This is a genomic window from Moellerella wisconsensis (assembly GCF_022592395.1).
Classification (GTDB): domain Bacteria; phylum Pseudomonadota; class Gammaproteobacteria; order Enterobacterales; family Enterobacteriaceae; genus Moellerella; species Moellerella wisconsensis.
This window is the reverse complement of record NZ_CP093242.1, coordinates 44774-63682: the sequence shown is the minus strand read 5'-3', so window position 1 is coordinate 63682 and position 18909 is coordinate 44774. Positions and strand designations below refer to the sequence as shown.

The following is an 18909-nucleotide window of genomic DNA, read 5'->3' as shown; positions in this document are numbered from 1 at the left end:
ATAAATCTCCAATAAAACCTGCTTAACTTTACACTCCACGAAAAAAACATAACTAATTGATAATATTATCTAAATATTACTTATTGGTTTTTTCTATTAATGATTTTATACTTTCAGAGTTTTTCCGAGTCCAAAAGCATTGTAATAAAAATTAGTTAATGTTTTACTCACAATCTTGTTCAAAGGAATTACCATCATCATATATGCCTAAAATATATATTTTTCTAGTATTGTCTATTATCACAATATTACCAGTGTTTCTTTCTGGTGACTTAGCTATTGAATATAAAATAAAAATGACAATATCAGGGCTATTACTTGTTATATCATCAGCTTGGTTTTATAAATTTAAAATAGGAAAAATATATACAGTCTTCGCCGCGTTACTGTGGGCATTAAATCTTTCAACCTCTTTTTTCTTCTATAAAGAGCATGATATTGGTTTTTCTTCAACGATTGCCGAAACTGTAATTAATACCAATAGCAGCGAAGCTGCGGGTATGCTCTCATATAATAAATATTATATTTTATTTTTTATTTGTATGAGCTTAATTTATTACTTATCAGTAAGATGGTTATCATTTTATACCAGCAACCAACAAGGTAAATATGGTCTGATTCTTCTTATTGGTTTTTTACCTTTAATTTTTATTGATTATTATGCTATGGGTAAAGATCAAAAAAATAATCTAATTGCTACTGAACACTTTTTTATGGGTACACCATTTTATAATGCCTCAGCGATGGTAAGATCACTCCATGATGTACGACAAATAAAAAAAATAGCTAATATTAATATCAATTATAAATATCAAAAAAATGATACTGATATAGAGACTTATATTCTAATTATTGGTGAATCTTCTCGTCGTGATCATATGCAAATATATGGTTATCAACACCCTAATACACCAAATCTGGTTAATCAAAAAAATAATATCTTATTATTCACACAAGCGATCTCTCCTGCACCAGTCACCTTACTATCAGTTCCAATCTCATTGTCTAATATACAATATGAACAACTGAATGATAAAAGCTACTATGCGGATAATATCATCAGCTTAGCTAACCATGCTGGCTTTAAAACCTTTTGGTTTAGTAACCAAGGTAAAGCAGGAAAAAGCACCAGTTTAATCTCAGCTATCGCCCATAAATCACAAAATAGCCGTTGGCAAAATACCATCACTTATGATGAAGACTTACTCCCTTATCTGGATAATGCGCTACAAGAGAAAGGTAAAAAGCTGATTGTTCTTCACTTATATGGCAGCCATGAGCCGGCATGTAATCGCTTTCCTGAGAAGAGATTACAACATTATGGTGATAATCAAGATGATAACTGTTATGACAGCTCAATCGCTTATACTGATAGTATTATCGGTAACATCATCAATAAAGTCGATCAACAGAAAGCATCTATTTTATATTTTTCTGACCATGCCTTACAGCGCATAGATAATAATGGCGATATTAGATATCACCATGGTGTTAATAAAACTAAAAAAGAAGCTTATCAAATTCCCTTATTAATCTGGTACAGTGATAAAATAAATCAACAAAAAAGAAAAATAGGCAATATCGATCATCCAGTTAGTACCGCTAATAATTATTTTCTTATTAGTGACTGGCTCGGTATTATTCATAAAGAACATAAGCAAACATGTTATTCAGCATTAAGAACGTGTTTTAACGGTAATACACCCATCAGAGTATTAGATGGCAATAAAAATATTTTGGATTACCAAAAATTACCCTCAGAGAAAAATGTAATCCTTAACGCCCAATCACCAAAATAAGCATCCGCAAAAGTGGTGAACACCAGTTTTTACGTCAAGGTCGCATGAGTACGAGTGAGATAATCACTATTATCATCGCCTTTCATTTACATTTATCTCATCAGCGTAATTTTAATCATTTTACTTTGGATTCATTGCGATATACCACAAAAAAAGTTTCCAACCTTATTGAGCTCCCCCCGTTTTCTTGACGTCATGCCAACCGTTTTAGTGCCATTAAGTTCCTTTTTTACTCATGTTAAAGGTCAGCCAACAGGTATCGAATTTATTGATTCAACGAATCTAAAAGTATGCCATAACTTGCGGATATCTAGTCATAAAGTTTTTAACGATACGGACAGCGAGAGGAAAAGGTTCGATGGGTTGGTTTTACGGATAAATTACATTTAATCGTGAATCTTCTGGGTGAAATTGTCGCGGCTAAGCTAACGCCCGCAAATATTGATGATAGAACGCCAGTTCGAGGCTTATAAAAACGACGTTTAAATAAACTTTATGCCGATAAAGGTTACATTGCCCAAGCCTTAGCGGAAGATTTAGAAATGGACGGGATAACGTTGATCACAGGACATCGTAAAAACATGAAGCCAAAACTGTTAGCAGCTTGGGATAGAGCGATGTTAACTAAACGATTTCTTATTGGAACAATTAATAACCCGTTAAAAAATATTATTCAAATTGAGCATTCGAGTCATAGAAGTTTACACTGTTTTATACTGAATTTACTGGGTAGTTTAGTCGCTTATTGTCTGAAACCAAATAAGCCATCACTGAAGCAATCAAATACCTAAAAATAGGACTTCGAGTTATGGCTTAAACCGAGTTCAGGTTAGTTAATTTTATTTAATAGATAGTAGCATCCCACAACCTCGCTCTTACCCTATATTGTCAATTATCAGTATTGCTCAATATCTAACTTCTAATATTCACAGATATTAACTAAATTTTTGCGAAATATAATTCCACATTTTGTTAAAAACTCATTTTTCATATAAGCAGAACATTTAAAAACCTAAAAAACATATGCCACATAACCGAGTACAATATGGCTTTTTATCAGAAATTTCAATCAATTGTATTAAGTGGCATGATTTTTCACTATCAAGGAAAGCTGTTTTTTAAAAGGATCTTTGTGCTCAGTTTTTACTTATATGAATACAGGGGGAGTAAGGAATAACTTTCTACAAGCCTGATGTAAATCTGACTGAATATAGACCGAATATAAATAAATCCACTTATAATCATCAGATAATTAATTAAAGCATATAAGAAAATAATGTTACATACAGAACTTTAGCACAGAAATAATAGACGCAAAAAAGCCACCCTATTGGGTGGCTTCTTCGTCTTTATTAAAGTCTGGCAGTTCCCTACTCTCACATGGGGAGACCCCACACTACCATCGGCGCTACGGCGTTTCACTTCTGAGTTCGGCATGGGGTCAGGTGGGACCACCGCGCTATCGCCGCCAGACATATTCTGTCTGTCAACATGATGTCACCTTCCGGCTTCCATCACATTAACTTTAATCTTGAACAAGCTGTCATTTTAAACAATATTCTTTCCTGATTTATCTCATTATTTCGTTATTCACCAAAATAAATCGCTAAATCATTCAGTGTCTCTCTAAAACACCTTCGGTGTTGTAAGGTTAAGCCTCTCGGTTCATTAGTACTGGTTAGCTCAACGGCTCGCACCGCTTACACACCCAGCCTATCAACGTCTTAGTCTTAAACGTTCCTTCAGGACTCTCAAGGAGTCAGGGAAGACTCATCTCAAGGCAAGTTTCCCGCTTAGATGCTTTCAGCGGTTATCTCTTCCGCACTTAGCTACCGGGCAATGCCATTGGCATGACAACCCGAACACCAGTGGTGCGTCCACTCCGGTCCTCTCGTACTAGGAGCAGCCCCTTTCAATCTTCCAACGCCCACGGCAGATAGGGACCGAACTGTCTCACGACGTTCTAAACCCAGCTCGCGTACCACTTTAAACGGCGAACAGCCGTACCCTTGGGACCTACTTCAGCCCCAGGATGTGATGAGCCGACATCGAGGTGCCAAACACCGCCGTCGATATGAACTCTTGGGCGGTATCAGCCTGTTATCCCCGGAGTACCTTTTATCCGTTGAGCGATGGCCCTTCCATTCAGAACCACCGGATCACTATGACCTACTTTCGTACCTGCTCGAGCCGTCACTCTCGCAGTCAAGCTAGCTTATGCCATTGCACTAACCTCACGATGTCCGACCGTGATTAGCTAACCTTCGTGCTCCTCCGTTACTCTTTGGGAGGAGACCGCCCCAGTCAAACTACCCACCAGACACTGTCCGCAACCCAGATAATGGGTCTACGTTAGAACATCAAACATTAAAGGGTGGTATTTCAAGGTTGGCTCCATGCAGACTGGCGTCCACACTTCAAAGCCTCCCACCTATCCTACACATCAAGGCTCAATGTTCAGTGTCAAGCTATAGTAAAGGTTCACGGGGTCTTTCCGTCTTGCCGCGGGTACACTGCATCTTCACAGCGAGTTCAATTTCACTGAGTCTCGGGTGGAGACAGCCTGGCCATCATTACGCCATTCGTGCAGGTCGGAACTTACCCGACAAGGAATTTCGCTACCTTAGGACCGTTATAGTTACGGCCGCCGTTTACTGGGGCTTCGATCAAGAGCTTCGCTTACGCTAACCCCATCAATTAACCTTCCAGCACCGGGCAGGCGTCACACCGTATACGTCCACTTTCGTGTTTGCACAGTGCTGTGTTTTTAATAAACAGTTGCAGCCAGCTGGTATCTGCGACTGGCTTCAGCTCCGTGAGTAAATCACTTCACCTAGCGCCAGCGTGCCTTCTCCCGAAGTTACGGCACCATTTTGCCTAGTTCCTTCACCCGAGTTCTCTCAAGCGCCTTAGTATTCTCTACCTGACCACCTGTGTCGGTTTGGGGTACGATTAATGATAATCTAGAGCTTAGAGGCTTTTCCTGGAAGCATGGCATCAGTTACTTCATCACCGTAGTGACTCGTCATCAGACCTCAGTGTATAGTGAACCGGATTTGCCTAATTCACCCACCTACATCCTTAAACCGGGACAACCGTCGCCCAGCTAACTTAGCCTTCTCCGTCCCCCCATCGCAATTATCACCAGTACGGGAATATTAACCCGTTGCCCATCGACTACGCTTTTCAGCCTCGCCTTAGGGGTCGACTCACCCTGCCCCGATTAACGTTGGACAGGAACCCTTGGTCTTCCGGCGTGCGGGTTTTTCACCCGCATTATCGTTACTTATGTCAGCATTCGCACTTCTGATACCTCCAGCATGCCTCACAGCACACCTTCGCAGGCTTACAGAACGCTCCCCTACCCAACAATATTTAAATATCGCTGCCGCAGCTTCGGTGCATAGTTTAGCCCCGTTACATCTTCCGCGCAGACCGACTCGACCAGTGAGCTATTACGCTTTCTTTAAATGATGGCTGCTTCTAAGCCAACATCCTGGCTGTCTGAGCCTTTCCACTTCGTTTCCCACTTAACTATGACTTTGGGACCTTAGCTGGCGGTCTGGGTTGTTTCCCTCTTCACGACGAACGTTAGCACCCGCCGTGTGTCTCCCGTGATAACATTCTTCGGTATTCGTAGTTTGCATCGAGTTGGTAAGTCGGGATGACCCCCTAGTCGAAACAGTGCTCTACCCCCGAAGATGAATTCACGAGGCGCTACCTAAATAGCTTTCGGGGAGAACCAGCTATCTCCCGGTTTGATTGGCCTTTCACCCCCAGCCACAAGTCATCCGCTAATTTTTCAACATTAGTCGGTTCGGTCCTCCAGTTAGTGTTACCCAACCTTCAACCTGCCCATGGCTAGATCACCGGGTTTCGGGTCTATACCCTGCAACTCATTCGCCCAGTTAAGACTCGGTTTCCCTACGGCTCCCCTATTCGGTTAACCTTGCTACAGAATATAAGTCGCTGACCCATTATACAAAAGGTACGCAGTCACCCTGATAAATCAAGGCTCCCACTGCTTGTACGTACACGGTTTCAGGTTCTATTTCACTCCCCTCGCCGGGGTTCTTTTCGCCTTTCCCTCACGGTACTGGTTCACTATCGGTCAGTCAGGAGTATTTAGCCTTGGAGGATGGTCCCCCCATATTCAGACAGGATAACACGTGTCCCGCCCTACTCGTCGAACTCACAACACTAACATTTTCAGATACGGGGCTATCACCCTTTACTGCCAGACTTTCCAGACTGTTCTCTTAATGCTAGCGTTGATGTTGGTTCTGGGCTGCTCCCCGTTCGCTCGCCGCTACTAGGGGAATCTCGGTTGATTTCTTTTCCTCGAGGTACTGAGATGTTTCAGTTCCCTCGGTTCGCTTCATTTAGCTATGTATTCACTAAATGATGATGCACCAAAGTGCACCGGGTTTCCCCATTCGGACATCGTCGGCTAATAACGCTTCATATCAGCTCACCGACGCTTTTCGCAGATTAGCACGTCCTTCATCGCCTCTGACTGCCTAGGCATCCACCGTGTACGCTTATTCGCTTAACCTCACAACCCGAAGGTGTCTTTTATCACTGCAAGCACAGCGATAAAACCTTGGGGTCTGAGTATTTTGAGAGACTCTGGTATTCTTTCGACAAAGAATACCGTTGTTTTCAATTTTCAGCTTGTTCCAGATTATTAAAGAGCATAATTGTTAAGCCGACTCAATAAGTCAGCTTAATCATTATTTAACGAGCAATTGTTATGGTGGAGCTAAGCGGGATCGAACCGCTGACCTCCTGCGTGCAAGGCAGGCGCTCTCCCAGCTGAGCTATAGCCCCATAACAAGTATAACAGTACCTAATAACGGTTATTAATCGTTATAAAAAGCTAAATCGAACTCAGTCAGCGAATCCTCATTGTGTTTACAATGTAAACCAACGAACTCAACACCGCATTATTCGATTTTGGTAGGCCTGAGTGGACTTGAACCACCGACCTCACCCTTATCAGGGGTGCGCTCTAACCACCTGAGCTACAAGCCTATTGATACCATTTGCTCTACTTTTCTATCAGACAATCTGTGTGAGCACTTCACATTCAACTTCGAATTTAGGTAAGGAGGTGATCCAACCGCAGGTTCCCCTACGGTTACCTTGTTACGACTTCACCCCAGTCATGAATCACAAAGTGGTAAGCGCCCCCCCGAAGGTTAAGCTACCTACTTCTTTTGCAACCCACTCCCATGGTGTGACGGGCGGTGTGTACAAGGCCCGGGAACGTATTCACCGTAGCATTCTGATCTACGATTACTAGCGATTCCGACTTCATGGAGTCGAGTTGCAGACTCCAATCCGGACTACGACGCACTTTATGAGTTCCGCTGGCTCTCGCGAGTTCGCTTCTCTTTGTATGCGCCATTGTAGCACGTGTGTAGCCCTACTCGTAAGGGCCATGATGACTTGACGTCATCCCCACCTTCCTCCGGTTTATCACCGGCAGTCTCCCTTGAGTTCCCACCATTACGTGCTGGCAACAAAGGATAAGGGTTGCGCTCGTTGCGGGACTTAACCCAACATTTCACAACACGAGCTGACGACAGCCATGCAGCACCTGTCTCAGAGTTCCCGAAGGCACTAAAGCATCTCTGCTAAATTCTCTGGATGTCAAGAGTAGGTAAGGTTCTTCGCGTTGCATCGAATTAAACCACATGCTCCACCGCTTGTGCGGGCCCCCGTCAATTCATTTGAGTTTTAACCTTGCGGCCGTACTCCCCAGGCGGTCGATTTAACGCGTTAGCTCCGGAAGCCACTCCTCAAGGGAACAACCTCCAAATCGACATCGTTTACAGCGTGGACTACCAGGGTATCTAATCCTGTTTGCTCCCCACGCTTTCGCACCTGAGCGTCAGTCTTTGTCCAGGGGGCCGCCTTCGCCACCGGTATTCCTCCACATCTCTACGCATTTCACCGCTACACATGGAATTCTACCCCCCTCTACAAGACTCTAGCTGACCAGTTTTAGATGCCATTCCCAGGTTAAGCCCGGGGATTTCACATCTAACTTAATCAACCGCCTGCGTGCGCTTTACGCCCAGTAATTCCGATTAACGCTTGCACCCCCCGTATTACCGCGGCTGCTGGCACGGAGTTAGCCGGTGCTTCTTCTGTCGGTAACGTCAATCGCTGATAGTATTAATATCAACGCCTTCCTCCCGACTGAAAGTACTTTACAACCCTAAGGCCTTCTTCATACACGCGGCATGGCTGCATCAGGCTTGCGCCCATTGTGCAATATTCCCCACTGCTGCCTCCCGTAGGAGTCTGGGCCGTGTCTCAGTCCCAGTGTGGCTGATCATCCTCTCAGACCAGCTAGAGATCGTCGCCTAGGTGAGCCATTACCTCACCTACTAGCTAATCCCATATGGGTTCATCCGACAGCGCAAGGCCCGAAGGTCCCCTGCTTTGCTCCTTAGAGATTATGCGGTATTAGCTACCGTTTCCAGTAGTTATCCCCCTCTGTCAGGCAGATCCCCATACATTACTCACCCGTCCGCCGCTCGTCAGCAAAGAAGCAAGCTTCTTCCTGTTACCGCTCGACTTGCATGTGTTAGGCCTGCCGCCAGCGTTCAATCTGAGCCATGATCAAACTCTTCAATTAAAGTTTGATGCTCAAAGAATTAAACTGACTTCATTTATTCATATATGAATTAACGTGTTAGTCACTCTTTAAGACTTAAAATCAAAAATATTTTTTATTTCGATAGTGTCTTGTGAGTGCCCACACAGATTGTCTGATAAATTGTTAAAGAGCGTTGCAACAAGGCTTAAGGTAACTCGTTAAGGTTCTTGTTGCGAGGTGGCGTATATTACTCTTTTCATTCAGGAAGTCAAGCATTTATTTTCAACTTTCTTTCCGAACTACTTCGACCATCACCTCCATCATCCCGCTGTTTTTCAAGGCGCTTACTGCGCTTTGGAACTTTCAAACTCAACCGTTCGGCCGGTTTGTCGTGACAACGGAGCGCATTATAGGGGATGAGATTTTTCTGGCAACTGTTTTTTTGAATTAATTTATCGTTCGCGTTTTTTTTCAACAAAATGAATTAAAATGCAGCTAATTGGGTAATAATTAGTTTATTTCAGCAGTATTAGCCTCGTGCCTAAAGTAAGATCTAACGTAAGATAAAGGTCAAAAGTAATAGTAGAGAGTCAATATGCAATTTACCGAACAGAAAATCGCCTCAGAAAAAAACCTATCTTATTTAATTGCAGAGCAATTAGGTAAAAAAATTCTTTTTGGTGATTATCCTCCTGAAAGTATTCTTCCTGGGGAATTAGAACTGTCCGAGCAATTTCAAGCTAGCCGAACAGCCATACGGGAAGCAATCAAAATGTTAGCGGCGAAAGGTATGCTATTACCACGTCCACGTATTGGCACGCGAATTATGCCCTCGGCAAACTGGAATTATCTAGATCAAGACCTGCTGAAATGGTGGATGAGTGGCGATAATTTGAATCATGTTATCCAACATTTTCATTTTGTACGACTAGCTATTGAGCCACAGGCTTGTTTCTTGGCCGCATTACATGCCACAGAACAGCAAAAACATACGTTACAACTTTTCGCCATGGAAATGGCGCAGCTAGATAAAGAGTTTGAACGTCAACGCTGGATTGAAGTTGATTATCAGTTTCATCAAGCTATTTATCATTCATGCGGTAATCCATTTTTAATTTCTTTCGCCAGCTTATTCCGTTCGGCCTATCAAAATTACTTCGATGCTATAACTAAAGATGAAGTTATAGAAGTAGATACACACCAACAATTAGTTAATGCTATCGTTGCTGGTGAAGCACAGAAAGCGTTTACTATTTGCCATGATTTACTAACAACCGCACGTAATTAAAGATAGAAAGAAAATATCAGCGAACGTTACTTTTATCGCATCACTTATATGTACAGGTTATTCAATGTTAAAATCAGCTCAAAACATGTCCGGTTTGCCTTGGATTGCCGCCATGGCTTTTTTCATGCAATCATTAGATGCGACTATTCTTAATACCGCATTACCTGATATCGCAAAAAGTTTAGATCATTCCCCCTTAGCCATGCAATCTGCAGTTATTAGCTATACGTTAACTGTCGCATTACTAATCCCGGTGAGTGGATGGTTTGCAGATCGGTTTGGGACTCGGCGCGTATTTTTACTGGCGGTATCTTTATTTTCTTTTGGTTCCTTATTATGTGCTTTATCGCCCTCATTATCCTTTTTAGTCACATCGCGAGTGATTCAAGGTATTGGCGGAGCGATGATGATGCCCGTTGCACGCTTAGCATTATTGAGGGCCTATCCACGTAGTGAGTTATTACCTATTCTTAACTTTGTCACTATGCCTGGATTAGTTGGGCCAATATTAGGTCCATTACTCGGGGGGATCTTAGTTACCTATGCAACTTGGCATTGGATTTTTATTATTAATATCCCGATTGGTATTTTGGGTATTCTTTATGCCCTAAAATATATGCCCGATTTTAAAATGCCGAAACGCTCGTTTGATTTATTAGGTTTTATTTTATTTGGCTTTGGGCTAGTGATGTTATCTGTGAGTCTTGACCTGTTCGGGAATAGAGCTTTACCTCGATATATTCCTTATACAGTTATTTTAGGAGGATTATTTCTTCTTCTACTCTATATATTCCATGCTCGTCGGGCTAAAAATCCTATTATCCCGTTAAATCTATTTAAAACGCGGACATTCACTATTGGTATTAGCGGTAATATTGCCACTCGCTTAGGTACTGGCTGTATTCCGTTTCTTATACCTTTAATGCTGCAAGTAGGATTTGGTTATGAAGCCGTCATTGCTGGAATGATTATGGCGCCTATGGCGATTGGGTCTATTTTAGCTAAATCTACAGTAACAGGCATTCTTACACGTTTTGGCTATCGAAATACCTTATTTACGATTACCTTAATTATTGGTTTGATGATAGCTCAATTCTCATTACAGTCACCGGGTATGTCTATTTATATGCTTGTGATCCCTATGTTCTTATTGGGATGTGTAATGTCAACACAATTTACCGCCATGAATACCATTGCTTTGGCTGACTTAACCGACAATAACGCCAGTTCAGGTAACAGCATGTTAGCTGTCACTCAGCAACTGGCGATTAGTTTCGGTATTGCCGTAAGTGCTTCAATCTTAGGTTATTTTGAAGCTCAACCGGAAAGCAATACGGTCAGCGATTTTCACTATACCTTTATTACTGTTGGCGTGATCACCCTATTTTCTTCATTTGTCTTCTTACTATTACATAAAGAAGATGGACAAAATCTTATTAAAAGCAAAACAGCTAAGACTAAAGCCAGTTAATAATAAATTAATTATCGCGCTTCACTGACTGACGCTCAATCAATTTGGGCGTCAGTACTGAAATAGTTGATTCACTGTCTGGGTTATCTAAACGATACAATAATTTTTCTACCGCTAATTTACCTAATTCATCTTTAGTTTGATGAATAGTAGTTAATGGGGGGATCATATAAGATGCTAAATCGATATCATCGTAGCCAATAATAGAGATATCATCTGGAATAGAAATACCGCGCTGAAATGCAGCCTGATATGCACCTACCGCCATCGCATCATTACCAGCAAAAATAGCCTGTGGTGGCGAAGCAAGATCCAGTAATTGATTCATGGCATCAAATCCCCCAGAAAATTCAAAATCACTGACCACAATATAATCTTCAGGCACCACTAATGAAGCCTGTCTCATCGCTTGTTTAAATCCTTGCAATCGGTATTGAGCCGGTGATTTATCTTGTGGTCCAGCAATACAGGCAATACGAGTAAAACCCGATTCAATTAAATAACGCGTTGCTATCTCTCCACCAAGCAATGAATTATCCTGAATAATATCGCCCTCAGAACCGTATGGCGACCAATCCATCATCACTGTTGGTACCGCGGGATATCGCTTTAATATTTCAGGTGAAGGTCCTTGGACTTCAGAGCACATCATTAACAAGCCATCAACACGCTTTTGTAATAAGGTTTCTAAACTATGATCCATTCGGTTTAAATCCCCTTCTGTATTACACAGAATTAAACTATAACCGCGCTCATAGCAACTACGTTCTACACCTCGTACGACCTCAGCATAAAAAGGGTTATTACTAGCTGTCAGTAGCATGCCGAGCGTATTGGTACGATTCATTTTTAAGCTACGAGCTAACGCGGAAGGTGCATAATTTAATGCATCGATAGCTTCATTAACCCGCTTAATAATACTTTCGCTGACAAATCGATTTTTATTGATCACATGTGAAACGGTTGAAGTCGACACTCCTGCAACACGCGCCACATCTTTCATAGTTGCCACAGATTAATCCTGTTCAGATAAAAACTGATCTATCTCATTACGCCAAGGTACAGATGGTTGAGCACCCCGGCGCGTAACAGCTATAGCCGCCGCCGCATGGGCAAAACGAATCGCTTGCTCATCAGATTTACCTTCTAATATGGCCGTCACATAAGCGCCATTAAAAGTATCCCCCGCAGCAATCGTATCGACAGCATTGACCTTAAACCCGGCAATAATTTTACCTTCATGCCCTTGCTGACTAAACCAAACCCCTCGAGCACCTAAGGTAATAATTACTTTTTCAATTCCTTTTTGATGCAGAGCCGCTGCCGCTTTAGCTGCCCCTTGTTGATCGTTAACCGCGATTCCGGTCAATAATTCAGCTTCTGTTTCATTTGGCGTGATGACATCAATTAAAGCCAGTAATCTATCTGGCAAGGCGCGAGCCGGGGCTGGATTTAAAATAATTTGAGTTTGATGTTGCTTGGCGATTTCAGCAGCCCGCTGAACTGTCTCTAACGGGGATTCTAATTGCATTAATAACGCCGAACTTTGTTGTATATGATGCTGATATTTCATCAATCTATCTGGAGTTAAATGTGCATTCGCTCCGGCATTAATGCCTATTACATTTTCCCCCTGCTGATTGACGAAAATTAAAGCGATTCCGGTAGTTTCACTGTTGATACTATCAATACAATCAACACAAATATTATCTGTTTTTAACTGGTTAATGATATTTTCGCCAGTACTATCTTGCCCAACACAAGCAATAAATAAGGTGTTTGCTCCACTGCGCCCAGCAGCAACCGCCTGGTTTGCCCCCTTACCGCCGAAAGCGAGCTGATAATGATGCCCTGTGACCGTTTCTCCCGGTTGAGGGAACTGATCAATATTTAAAATATGATCAGCATTAATGCTACCTAACACCACCAGCTTAGCTGTTGTCATAACATTTATTCCTTGAGTACGACCGCCATCAAATAATGGCGGTCTAGTTTAAGCGAGCTTATTTAACGATCAGTTCTAATTCTACAGGCACCGTTGCTGCCACTTTTTCGCCTTTCAGTACTTTGTCTGCAATCTGAATACCTACAATACCAATTTGGTCTGGACGTTGCGCGATAGTTGCGCCCATTTTTCCACTTTTGACCACTTTAATGCCGTCAGTTGTTCCGTCAAAACCAACCACTAAAACTGGGTTATTGCCTGATGTTTGGATAGCACGCATCGCGCCCAGAGCCATTTCATCATTCTGAGCAAATACCGCTTGTACATCAGGATGTGCGGTCAGCAAGTTTTGCATAACATTTAAGCCTTTAGTTCTATCAAAATCAGCGGGTTGGCTAGCCAGAATATTAAATTTATGCGCTTTTGCTCCAGTATTAAAACCTTCACCACGTTCACGGGCGGCAGAGGTTCCTGAAATTCCTTCTAATTGAATAACCTTGGCATTTTCACCTACTTGGCTAGCAATAAAATCAGCGGCCATTTCTCCCCCCATACGGTTATCAGAGGCCACATGGCTCACCACCGTACCTTTATTCGCAGCTCTATCTAAAGTGATCACGGGAATATTGGCTTTATTGGCCATTAAAATAGAATTTCCTACTGCGTCAGAATCAGTCGGGTTAATCAACATTAATTTGGTACCACGCACAGTTAAATCCTGCACGTTAGCCAGCTCTTTAGCTGGATTATCTTGCGAATCAAGGACAATTAGCTCATATCCCAGTTTATCGGCTTCTTTTTGAGCACTATCTTTCATGGTGACAAAAAATGGATTATTTAAGGTTGAAATAACCAACGCGATGTTATCTTTAGCCAGCGCATTCGCGCTGATTGTCGCGCTTAATACAACGGCTGAGAATAAAGTAGCAAATTTATTAAGTTTCATTAGGGTATTCCTGTAGGGGTAAAGGTTATTTTTTATTATCAACAAGTACAGCCAGCAAAATAACAACAGCTTTTACGATCATTTGATAGTTGGAAGAGATGCCTAATAGGTTGAGCCCATTATTTAAAAATCCGAGGATCAGCGCACCAATTAATGTTCCGACGATTCGCCCTTTACCTCCGGCTAAACTCGTCCCGCCGAGAACTACGGCGGCAATAGCATCTAACTCGTAGCCATTACCCGCCATAGGTTGTGCAGAGGATAAACGAGCCACTTCTATAATACTGGCCAGCGCCGCTAATAAACCGCACAGGGCATAAACGATAATTTTAATTCGGTCGACATTAATACCGGATAATCGAGTCGCAGATTCATTGCCCCCCAATGCGTAAATATAACGACCTAAACGAGTATGGTGCAGTAAATACCATGCGGCAATAAACACCAGCAGCATGATCCATACCGGGGTCGGAATACCCAAAGGACGTCCAATTCCAAACCAACCAAACAAATCGGCATTATCACTAAACCCGGTATTTATCGGGCTACCATCCGTATAGACACGCGTTACCCCACGCAATAACAGCATCATCACTAACGTGGCGATAAATGCCTGCACTTTACCTTTAGCAACAATAATCCCAGTACAGGCACCAATTCCCGCCCCTAATGCCAAGGCACCAGCAACCGCCACCAGCGCATTAACATCAGCATCGACCATTGAAGCGGCCACAGCACCGGTTAGAGCCAGCAAAGAACCAACAGATAAATCAATCCCTGAAGTTAAAATCACTAACGTCATACCCACCGCCATAATAGCGTTGACTGACGTTTGCTGGAGAATATTAAACAAGTTATTCACAGTAAAAAAGTTAGGGCTCAGAGACGAAACCACAGCAATTAATACGCATAAAGCGATTAATGATTTTTGTTCCATCAGCCATTCTTTTGTAAACCAACGTTTAGAGGCTGTCCCGCTATTTGAACTCATAATGATAACTCCTGAACTGAGCCGTATTTTTTACCCACCGCGGCAGCCATTAACGCTTCCTGAGTGGCCTGTTTTGCATCAAACTCACCACTGATATGGCCTTCATGCATAACCAAAATTCGATCACTCATTCCCATAACCTCTGGCATTTCAGAAGACACGAGAATAATACTCAGCCCTTCTTGTTTGAATTGATTAATCAGCTGATAAATTTCTTTTTTCGCACCAACATCTACACCACGAGTAGGCTCATCTAAAATCAGCACCTTAGGACGTGTCATTAATCCTCGAGCAATCGCCACCTTTTGTTGGTTCCCACCGGAAAGATTACCGATTGTCTGATCCATCGATGGCGTTTTAATATTAAATAAACGGATAAAATCACCCACGGTTTGCTGCTCTTCCTTGTGGTTTAATGTTCCCCCAGAGCGACTAAAATAACGTAATGCTGTCAATGACATATTCTCTTTAACCGACATTCCTAGCACTAAGCCATCACGTTTTCGATCTTCAGAAATATATACGATGCCATTATTAAGCCCATCCTGAGGAGTCCCTAAACTTAAACTTTTACCATTCAGCTTGATTTCCCCGGTCGTTTTCTTGGCTGCGCCATAAATAATTTTCATTAATTCACTGCGCCCAGCGCCCATCAATCCTGAAATTCCTAGGATTTCACCGCTTTTAAGCTCAAAACTGGCATGAGTTACACCAGGGCCAGAGATGTCAGTAACTTGTAATCGCAGCTTACCAACAGGTACGTTAATCCGTGGATATTGATCTTCTAATTTACGTCCAACCATCATCTCTATCAGCGTCTCTTCTTGCAGTTCGCTAACTGATTTCTCGGCAATAAATTGCCCATCACGGAACACCGTCACATCATCACAAATCTCAAAAATCTCTTTTAATCGATGAGAAATATAAACAATTCCGCATCCTTGAGATTTCAGCTCGTTAATCACTTTAAATAATGAGGCTGTTTCGGTATCGGTTAATGCGTCGGTAGGTTCATCCATAATAATAACTTTGGATTCAAAACTAAGAACCTTAGCAATTTCAACCATCTGTTGTTCACCAATAGAGAGATCGCTAATTAAACTGTGGCTGTCATAACGCAGGTTAAGTCGCTGAAGTAGGCTGTCAGCTTGGCTAAACATCTTTTTCCAATCAATCAGTCCAAAACTGCGCACGAACTCACGACCGAGAAAAATATTTTCTGCAATAGTAAGCTCGGGAATTAAATTCAATTCTTGATGAATAATACCGATACCCGCTTCTTGTGAACTTTTCGGTCCTTGAAAAGCCACTTCGTGGCCTAAATAAGTGATAGTTCCCGCATCTTTAGGATAAATACCAGTAAGCACTTTCATCATTGTTGATTTACCGGCACCATTTTCACCCACCAGCGCCATAACTCGGCCGGGATAAACATTTAATGTGGCGCCGGATAACGCTTTAACGCCGGGAAAAGACTTATCAATGCCTGTAAGCGCTAATAAAGGCTGCATATTCACCTCAGAAGGTTACGCCGGAGCAGAGAATAATATTGGCGTACGGAGTACATTCGCCGGTTCTTACAATCGCTTTACTCTCTTTGGTCATCTGTTTTAAGGCTTGATGACTGCAATAAATAATTTCAATTTTATTATTTTGCTGAATTTCTAACGCCTTTAATCTCGCTAAGATTGCATGCTCAACATCAGGATTTAATTGCGTTATCTCTTCTGCCAGTATTGCTTTTTCAACATACAGTTCATCAGTTATCGCAGAAAATACCGGCATAAATCCTGGGAGTCCGTGAGTAATGGCGACATCAATACGTTGTGACCCATGAGGAATAGGTAATCCCGCATCGGCGATAGTAATGTGATCTGTATGACCCATATGCGCAATTACGGCGGATATCTCCGCATTTAATAAAATACCCTTTTTCATTTCCTATCCTCAGTGAGCGAAACGTTTCGCTTTCTTTGATAGTAGGATAAAACGTAAACAACTCAACTAACTTATTTCATATTTGTGATCGCTATCGAAACGTTTCGTTCGCGTAAATAGAGAGAGAAAAACTAACTTATTGAATAAGTTAAAGCTGAATCGTTTCTGTTATTTTACTGAGTGATATCAAAGAAAATAACGAAATAGATTGCACATAAGGATATTCATCGCTAAAAATAAAAATAATTGAAATGACAATAACGTTAGTAGCTTTTATAGCAGAACATCTTACAAAGCATGATTAGTTGGTATTCTATTGTTGTCTGAGATAACAGGGGGGAATACTATTAATAACCATTTAATTTTATTGATATATTTTCTGTTAATAATAAGAGCAGTAAATTGATAAGGAACGGAGATGCAGTTAGCAGAACGTATTGCCCAACTGAGTAACTATTTAGAAAGTGGCTTATATGAACGCCAGCAAGCGATCCGCTTATGTTTACTTGCCGCCCTTAGCGGAGAAAGTGTTTTTTTACTCGGCCCTCCAGGGATAGCTAAAAGTTTAATTGCTCGTAGGATGAAATTAGCGTTCAGTAATGCGAAAGCGTTCGAATATTTAATGACTCGTTTCTCTACGCCCGAAGAAATATTTGGCCCCTTGTCTATTCAGGCATTAAAAGATGAAGGCCGTTATGAAAGACTGGTTGAAGGCTATTTACCCGATGCTGAAGTGGTATTTTTAGATGAAATCTGGAAAGCAGGTCCCGCAATTCTTAATACCTTGCTAACCGCGATTAACGAAAGAAAATTTAGAAATGGTCATACCGAAGCCAGTATTCCAATGCGTTTATTGGTTACTGCATCCAATGAATTACCAGATGCAGATAATAGCCTCGAAGCGTTATATGACCGTATGCTCATTCGTATTTGGCTGGATAAAGTTCAAGAAAAACAAAGTTTCCGGGCACTGCTTACTAATAAGCCATTAAAAGAAGATAAGTTAGTTCCTGAGCATTTGAAAATAACAGATGAAGAATATCATGCGTGGCAATTAGCCATACCGCAAATTACGCTGCCCGATCATTGTTTTGAAATTATTTATCAATTACGCCAACAAATTAGCGCCGGTGAAAAAACAGTCTATGTGTCAGATAGACGATGGAAAAAGGCTATTTATCTTTTACAAGCCAGTGCATTCTTTAATGGCCGAACGGCTGTCTCACCGTTAGATATTATTTTATTGAAAGATTGCTTATGGCATGACCATCAATCAATGAAGTTATTCCCGACACTTATTTTAACCTTATTACAGGAAGAAGGTTGGCATCAGCGTAAAATTACCCGCAGTATTGAGCAACTTTATCATCAGTGGGTCGCCTCAACGCAGGATAAGCAACAGCAACAAGCGTTTAGAGTCATAAAAAATAACAGTATGTTTGGTCGAAAAGCCATTTATTCGCTGCCCGATCATATTAATGAAGAACGATTGACCCTCTTTCTGCATACTCCACTGCATCTACATGAAATAAAAGTTACTTTTATTACCTGTGACAAAAAATCCCTAGAAAACTTTTTAAATAAAGGGAATACACTCTCAGCACATTTAAATGGAATTGGCTTTAAACAAGAGATTGCAGCTGAGATTAATAGTCAAAATCAACTGCAATTATTAGATATCAGTCGCCAAATATCGACACTGTATATTCAAGATAAAACTATAGAGACTAAAGCTGATGATAATAAAGAATGGCTATCAAAACTAAATGATATTCAGCATGAAATTCAATCACAGCGGTATCAATTTGAGCAGCAACAACCTTGCTTATTTATCGAAGATAGTTGGCTGGCAGAAATAGAAAGTAGTTTCATCAAAGTAACGGATAAATTAATCCAGTTACGCTCACAGATTATAGGCTGA

General features: G+C 41.6%; 10 protein-coding genes, 2 tRNA genes, 3 rRNA genes and 1 pseudogene. 5 read left to right on the top strand and 11 right to left on the bottom strand.

Going from position 1 to position 18909, the window contains the following annotated elements:
- The first annotated feature begins 158 nt into the window (after positions 1–158).
- Together MNY66_RS00250 and MNY66_RS17980 are read left to right on the top strand one after the other, a co-directional pair.
- Positions 159–1799 carry a phosphoethanolamine transferase gene (locus MNY66_RS00250; RefSeq protein ID WP_241501204.1) on the top strand — a complete coding sequence of 547 codons (1641 nt, stop codon included), beginning with the start codon at positions 159–161 and terminating at the stop codon, positions 1797–1799.
- Positions 1800–1807: 8 nt separating this feature from the next.
- Positions 1808–2616, top strand: a pseudogene (locus MNY66_RS17980) (IS982 family transposase); the annotation flags it as partial.
- Positions 2617–3156: 540 nt separating this feature from the next.
- Here MNY66_RS17980 and rrf read toward each other — a convergent pair.
- From rrf to MNY66_RS00225, 5 genes are all read right to left on the bottom strand, one after another.
- A 5S ribosomal RNA gene (gene rrf, locus MNY66_RS00245) occupies positions 3157–3272 on the bottom strand.
- Between the two features lie 174 nt (positions 3273–3446).
- A 23S ribosomal RNA gene (locus tag MNY66_RS00240) occupies positions 3447–6354 on the bottom strand.
- Positions 6355–6553: 199 nt separating this feature from the next.
- A tRNA-Ala gene (locus MNY66_RS00235) sits at positions 6554–6629 on the bottom strand.
- A 127-nt stretch (positions 6630–6756) separates the two neighbouring features.
- A tRNA-Ile gene (locus MNY66_RS00230) sits at positions 6757–6833 on the bottom strand.
- Positions 6834–6905: 72 nt separating this feature from the next.
- Positions 6906–8448, bottom strand: a 16S ribosomal RNA gene (locus tag MNY66_RS00225).
- Together the 16S, 23S and 5S rRNA genes with 2 tRNA genes alongside form the textbook arrangement of a ribosomal RNA operon.
- 556 nt (positions 8449–9004) lie before the next feature.
- Here MNY66_RS00225 and MNY66_RS00220 point away from each other — a divergent pair.
- Positions 9005–9697, top strand: a complete 693-nt coding sequence (locus MNY66_RS00220) for a FadR/GntR family transcriptional regulator (RefSeq protein WP_047255502.1) — start codon at positions 9005–9007, stop codon at positions 9695–9697.
- 64 nt (positions 9698–9761) lie between these two features.
- The gene (gene mdtD / locus MNY66_RS00215; protein WP_047255503.1) at positions 9762–11168 is read left to right on the top strand and encodes a multidrug transporter subunit MdtD; all 1407 of its coding nucleotides are present in this window, start codon (positions 9762–9764) and stop codon (positions 11166–11168) included.
- Positions 11169–11175: 7 nt separating this feature from the next.
- On the opposite strand, the gene rbsR is transcribed toward mdtD, so the two are convergent.
- From rbsR to rbsD, 6 genes are read right to left on the bottom strand one after another with little or no spacing between them, the layout of a single operon-like run.
- Positions 11176–12180 carry a ribose operon transcriptional repressor RbsR gene (gene rbsR, locus MNY66_RS00210; RefSeq protein ID WP_241501203.1) on the bottom strand — a complete coding sequence of 335 codons (1005 nt, stop codon included), beginning with the start codon at positions 12178–12180 and terminating at the stop codon, positions 11176–11178.
- A gap of 3 nt (positions 12181–12183) precedes the next feature.
- A complete protein-coding gene (gene rbsK / locus MNY66_RS00205) occupies positions 12184–13113 on the bottom strand; it encodes a ribokinase (protein ID WP_047255504.1) in 930 nt (309 codons plus the stop codon).
- Positions 13114–13171: 58 nt separating this feature from the next.
- On the bottom strand, positions 13172–14059 hold the full coding sequence (rbsB, locus tag MNY66_RS00200) for a ribose ABC transporter substrate-binding protein RbsB (protein ID WP_047255505.1): 888 nt from the start codon (positions 14057–14059) through the stop codon (positions 13172–13174).
- Between the two features lie 25 nt (positions 14060–14084).
- Positions 14085–15050, bottom strand: coding sequence for a ribose ABC transporter permease (gene rbsC, locus MNY66_RS00195; protein ID WP_047255506.1), 966 nt, complete (start codon positions 15048–15050; stop codon positions 14085–14087).
- Entirely contained in the window at positions 15047–16561 is a 1515-nt protein-coding gene (rbsA, locus tag MNY66_RS00190) for a ribose ABC transporter ATP-binding protein RbsA (protein WP_241501202.1), read from the bottom strand. Before rbsA ends, rbsC begins: the two co-directional genes overlap by 4 nt.
- 7 nt (positions 16562–16568) lie before the next feature.
- Positions 16569–16988: a D-ribose pyranase gene (gene rbsD / locus MNY66_RS00185; protein WP_047255508.1), complete on the bottom strand. Its 420-nt coding sequence runs from the start codon at positions 16986–16988 to the stop codon at positions 16569–16571.
- Between the two features lie 418 nt (positions 16989–17406).
- Between rbsD and ravA the strand changes: the two genes are divergently transcribed.
- Positions 17407–18909, top strand: coding sequence for an ATPase RavA (gene ravA / locus MNY66_RS00180; RefSeq protein WP_241501201.1), 1503 nt, complete (start codon positions 17407–17409; stop codon positions 18907–18909).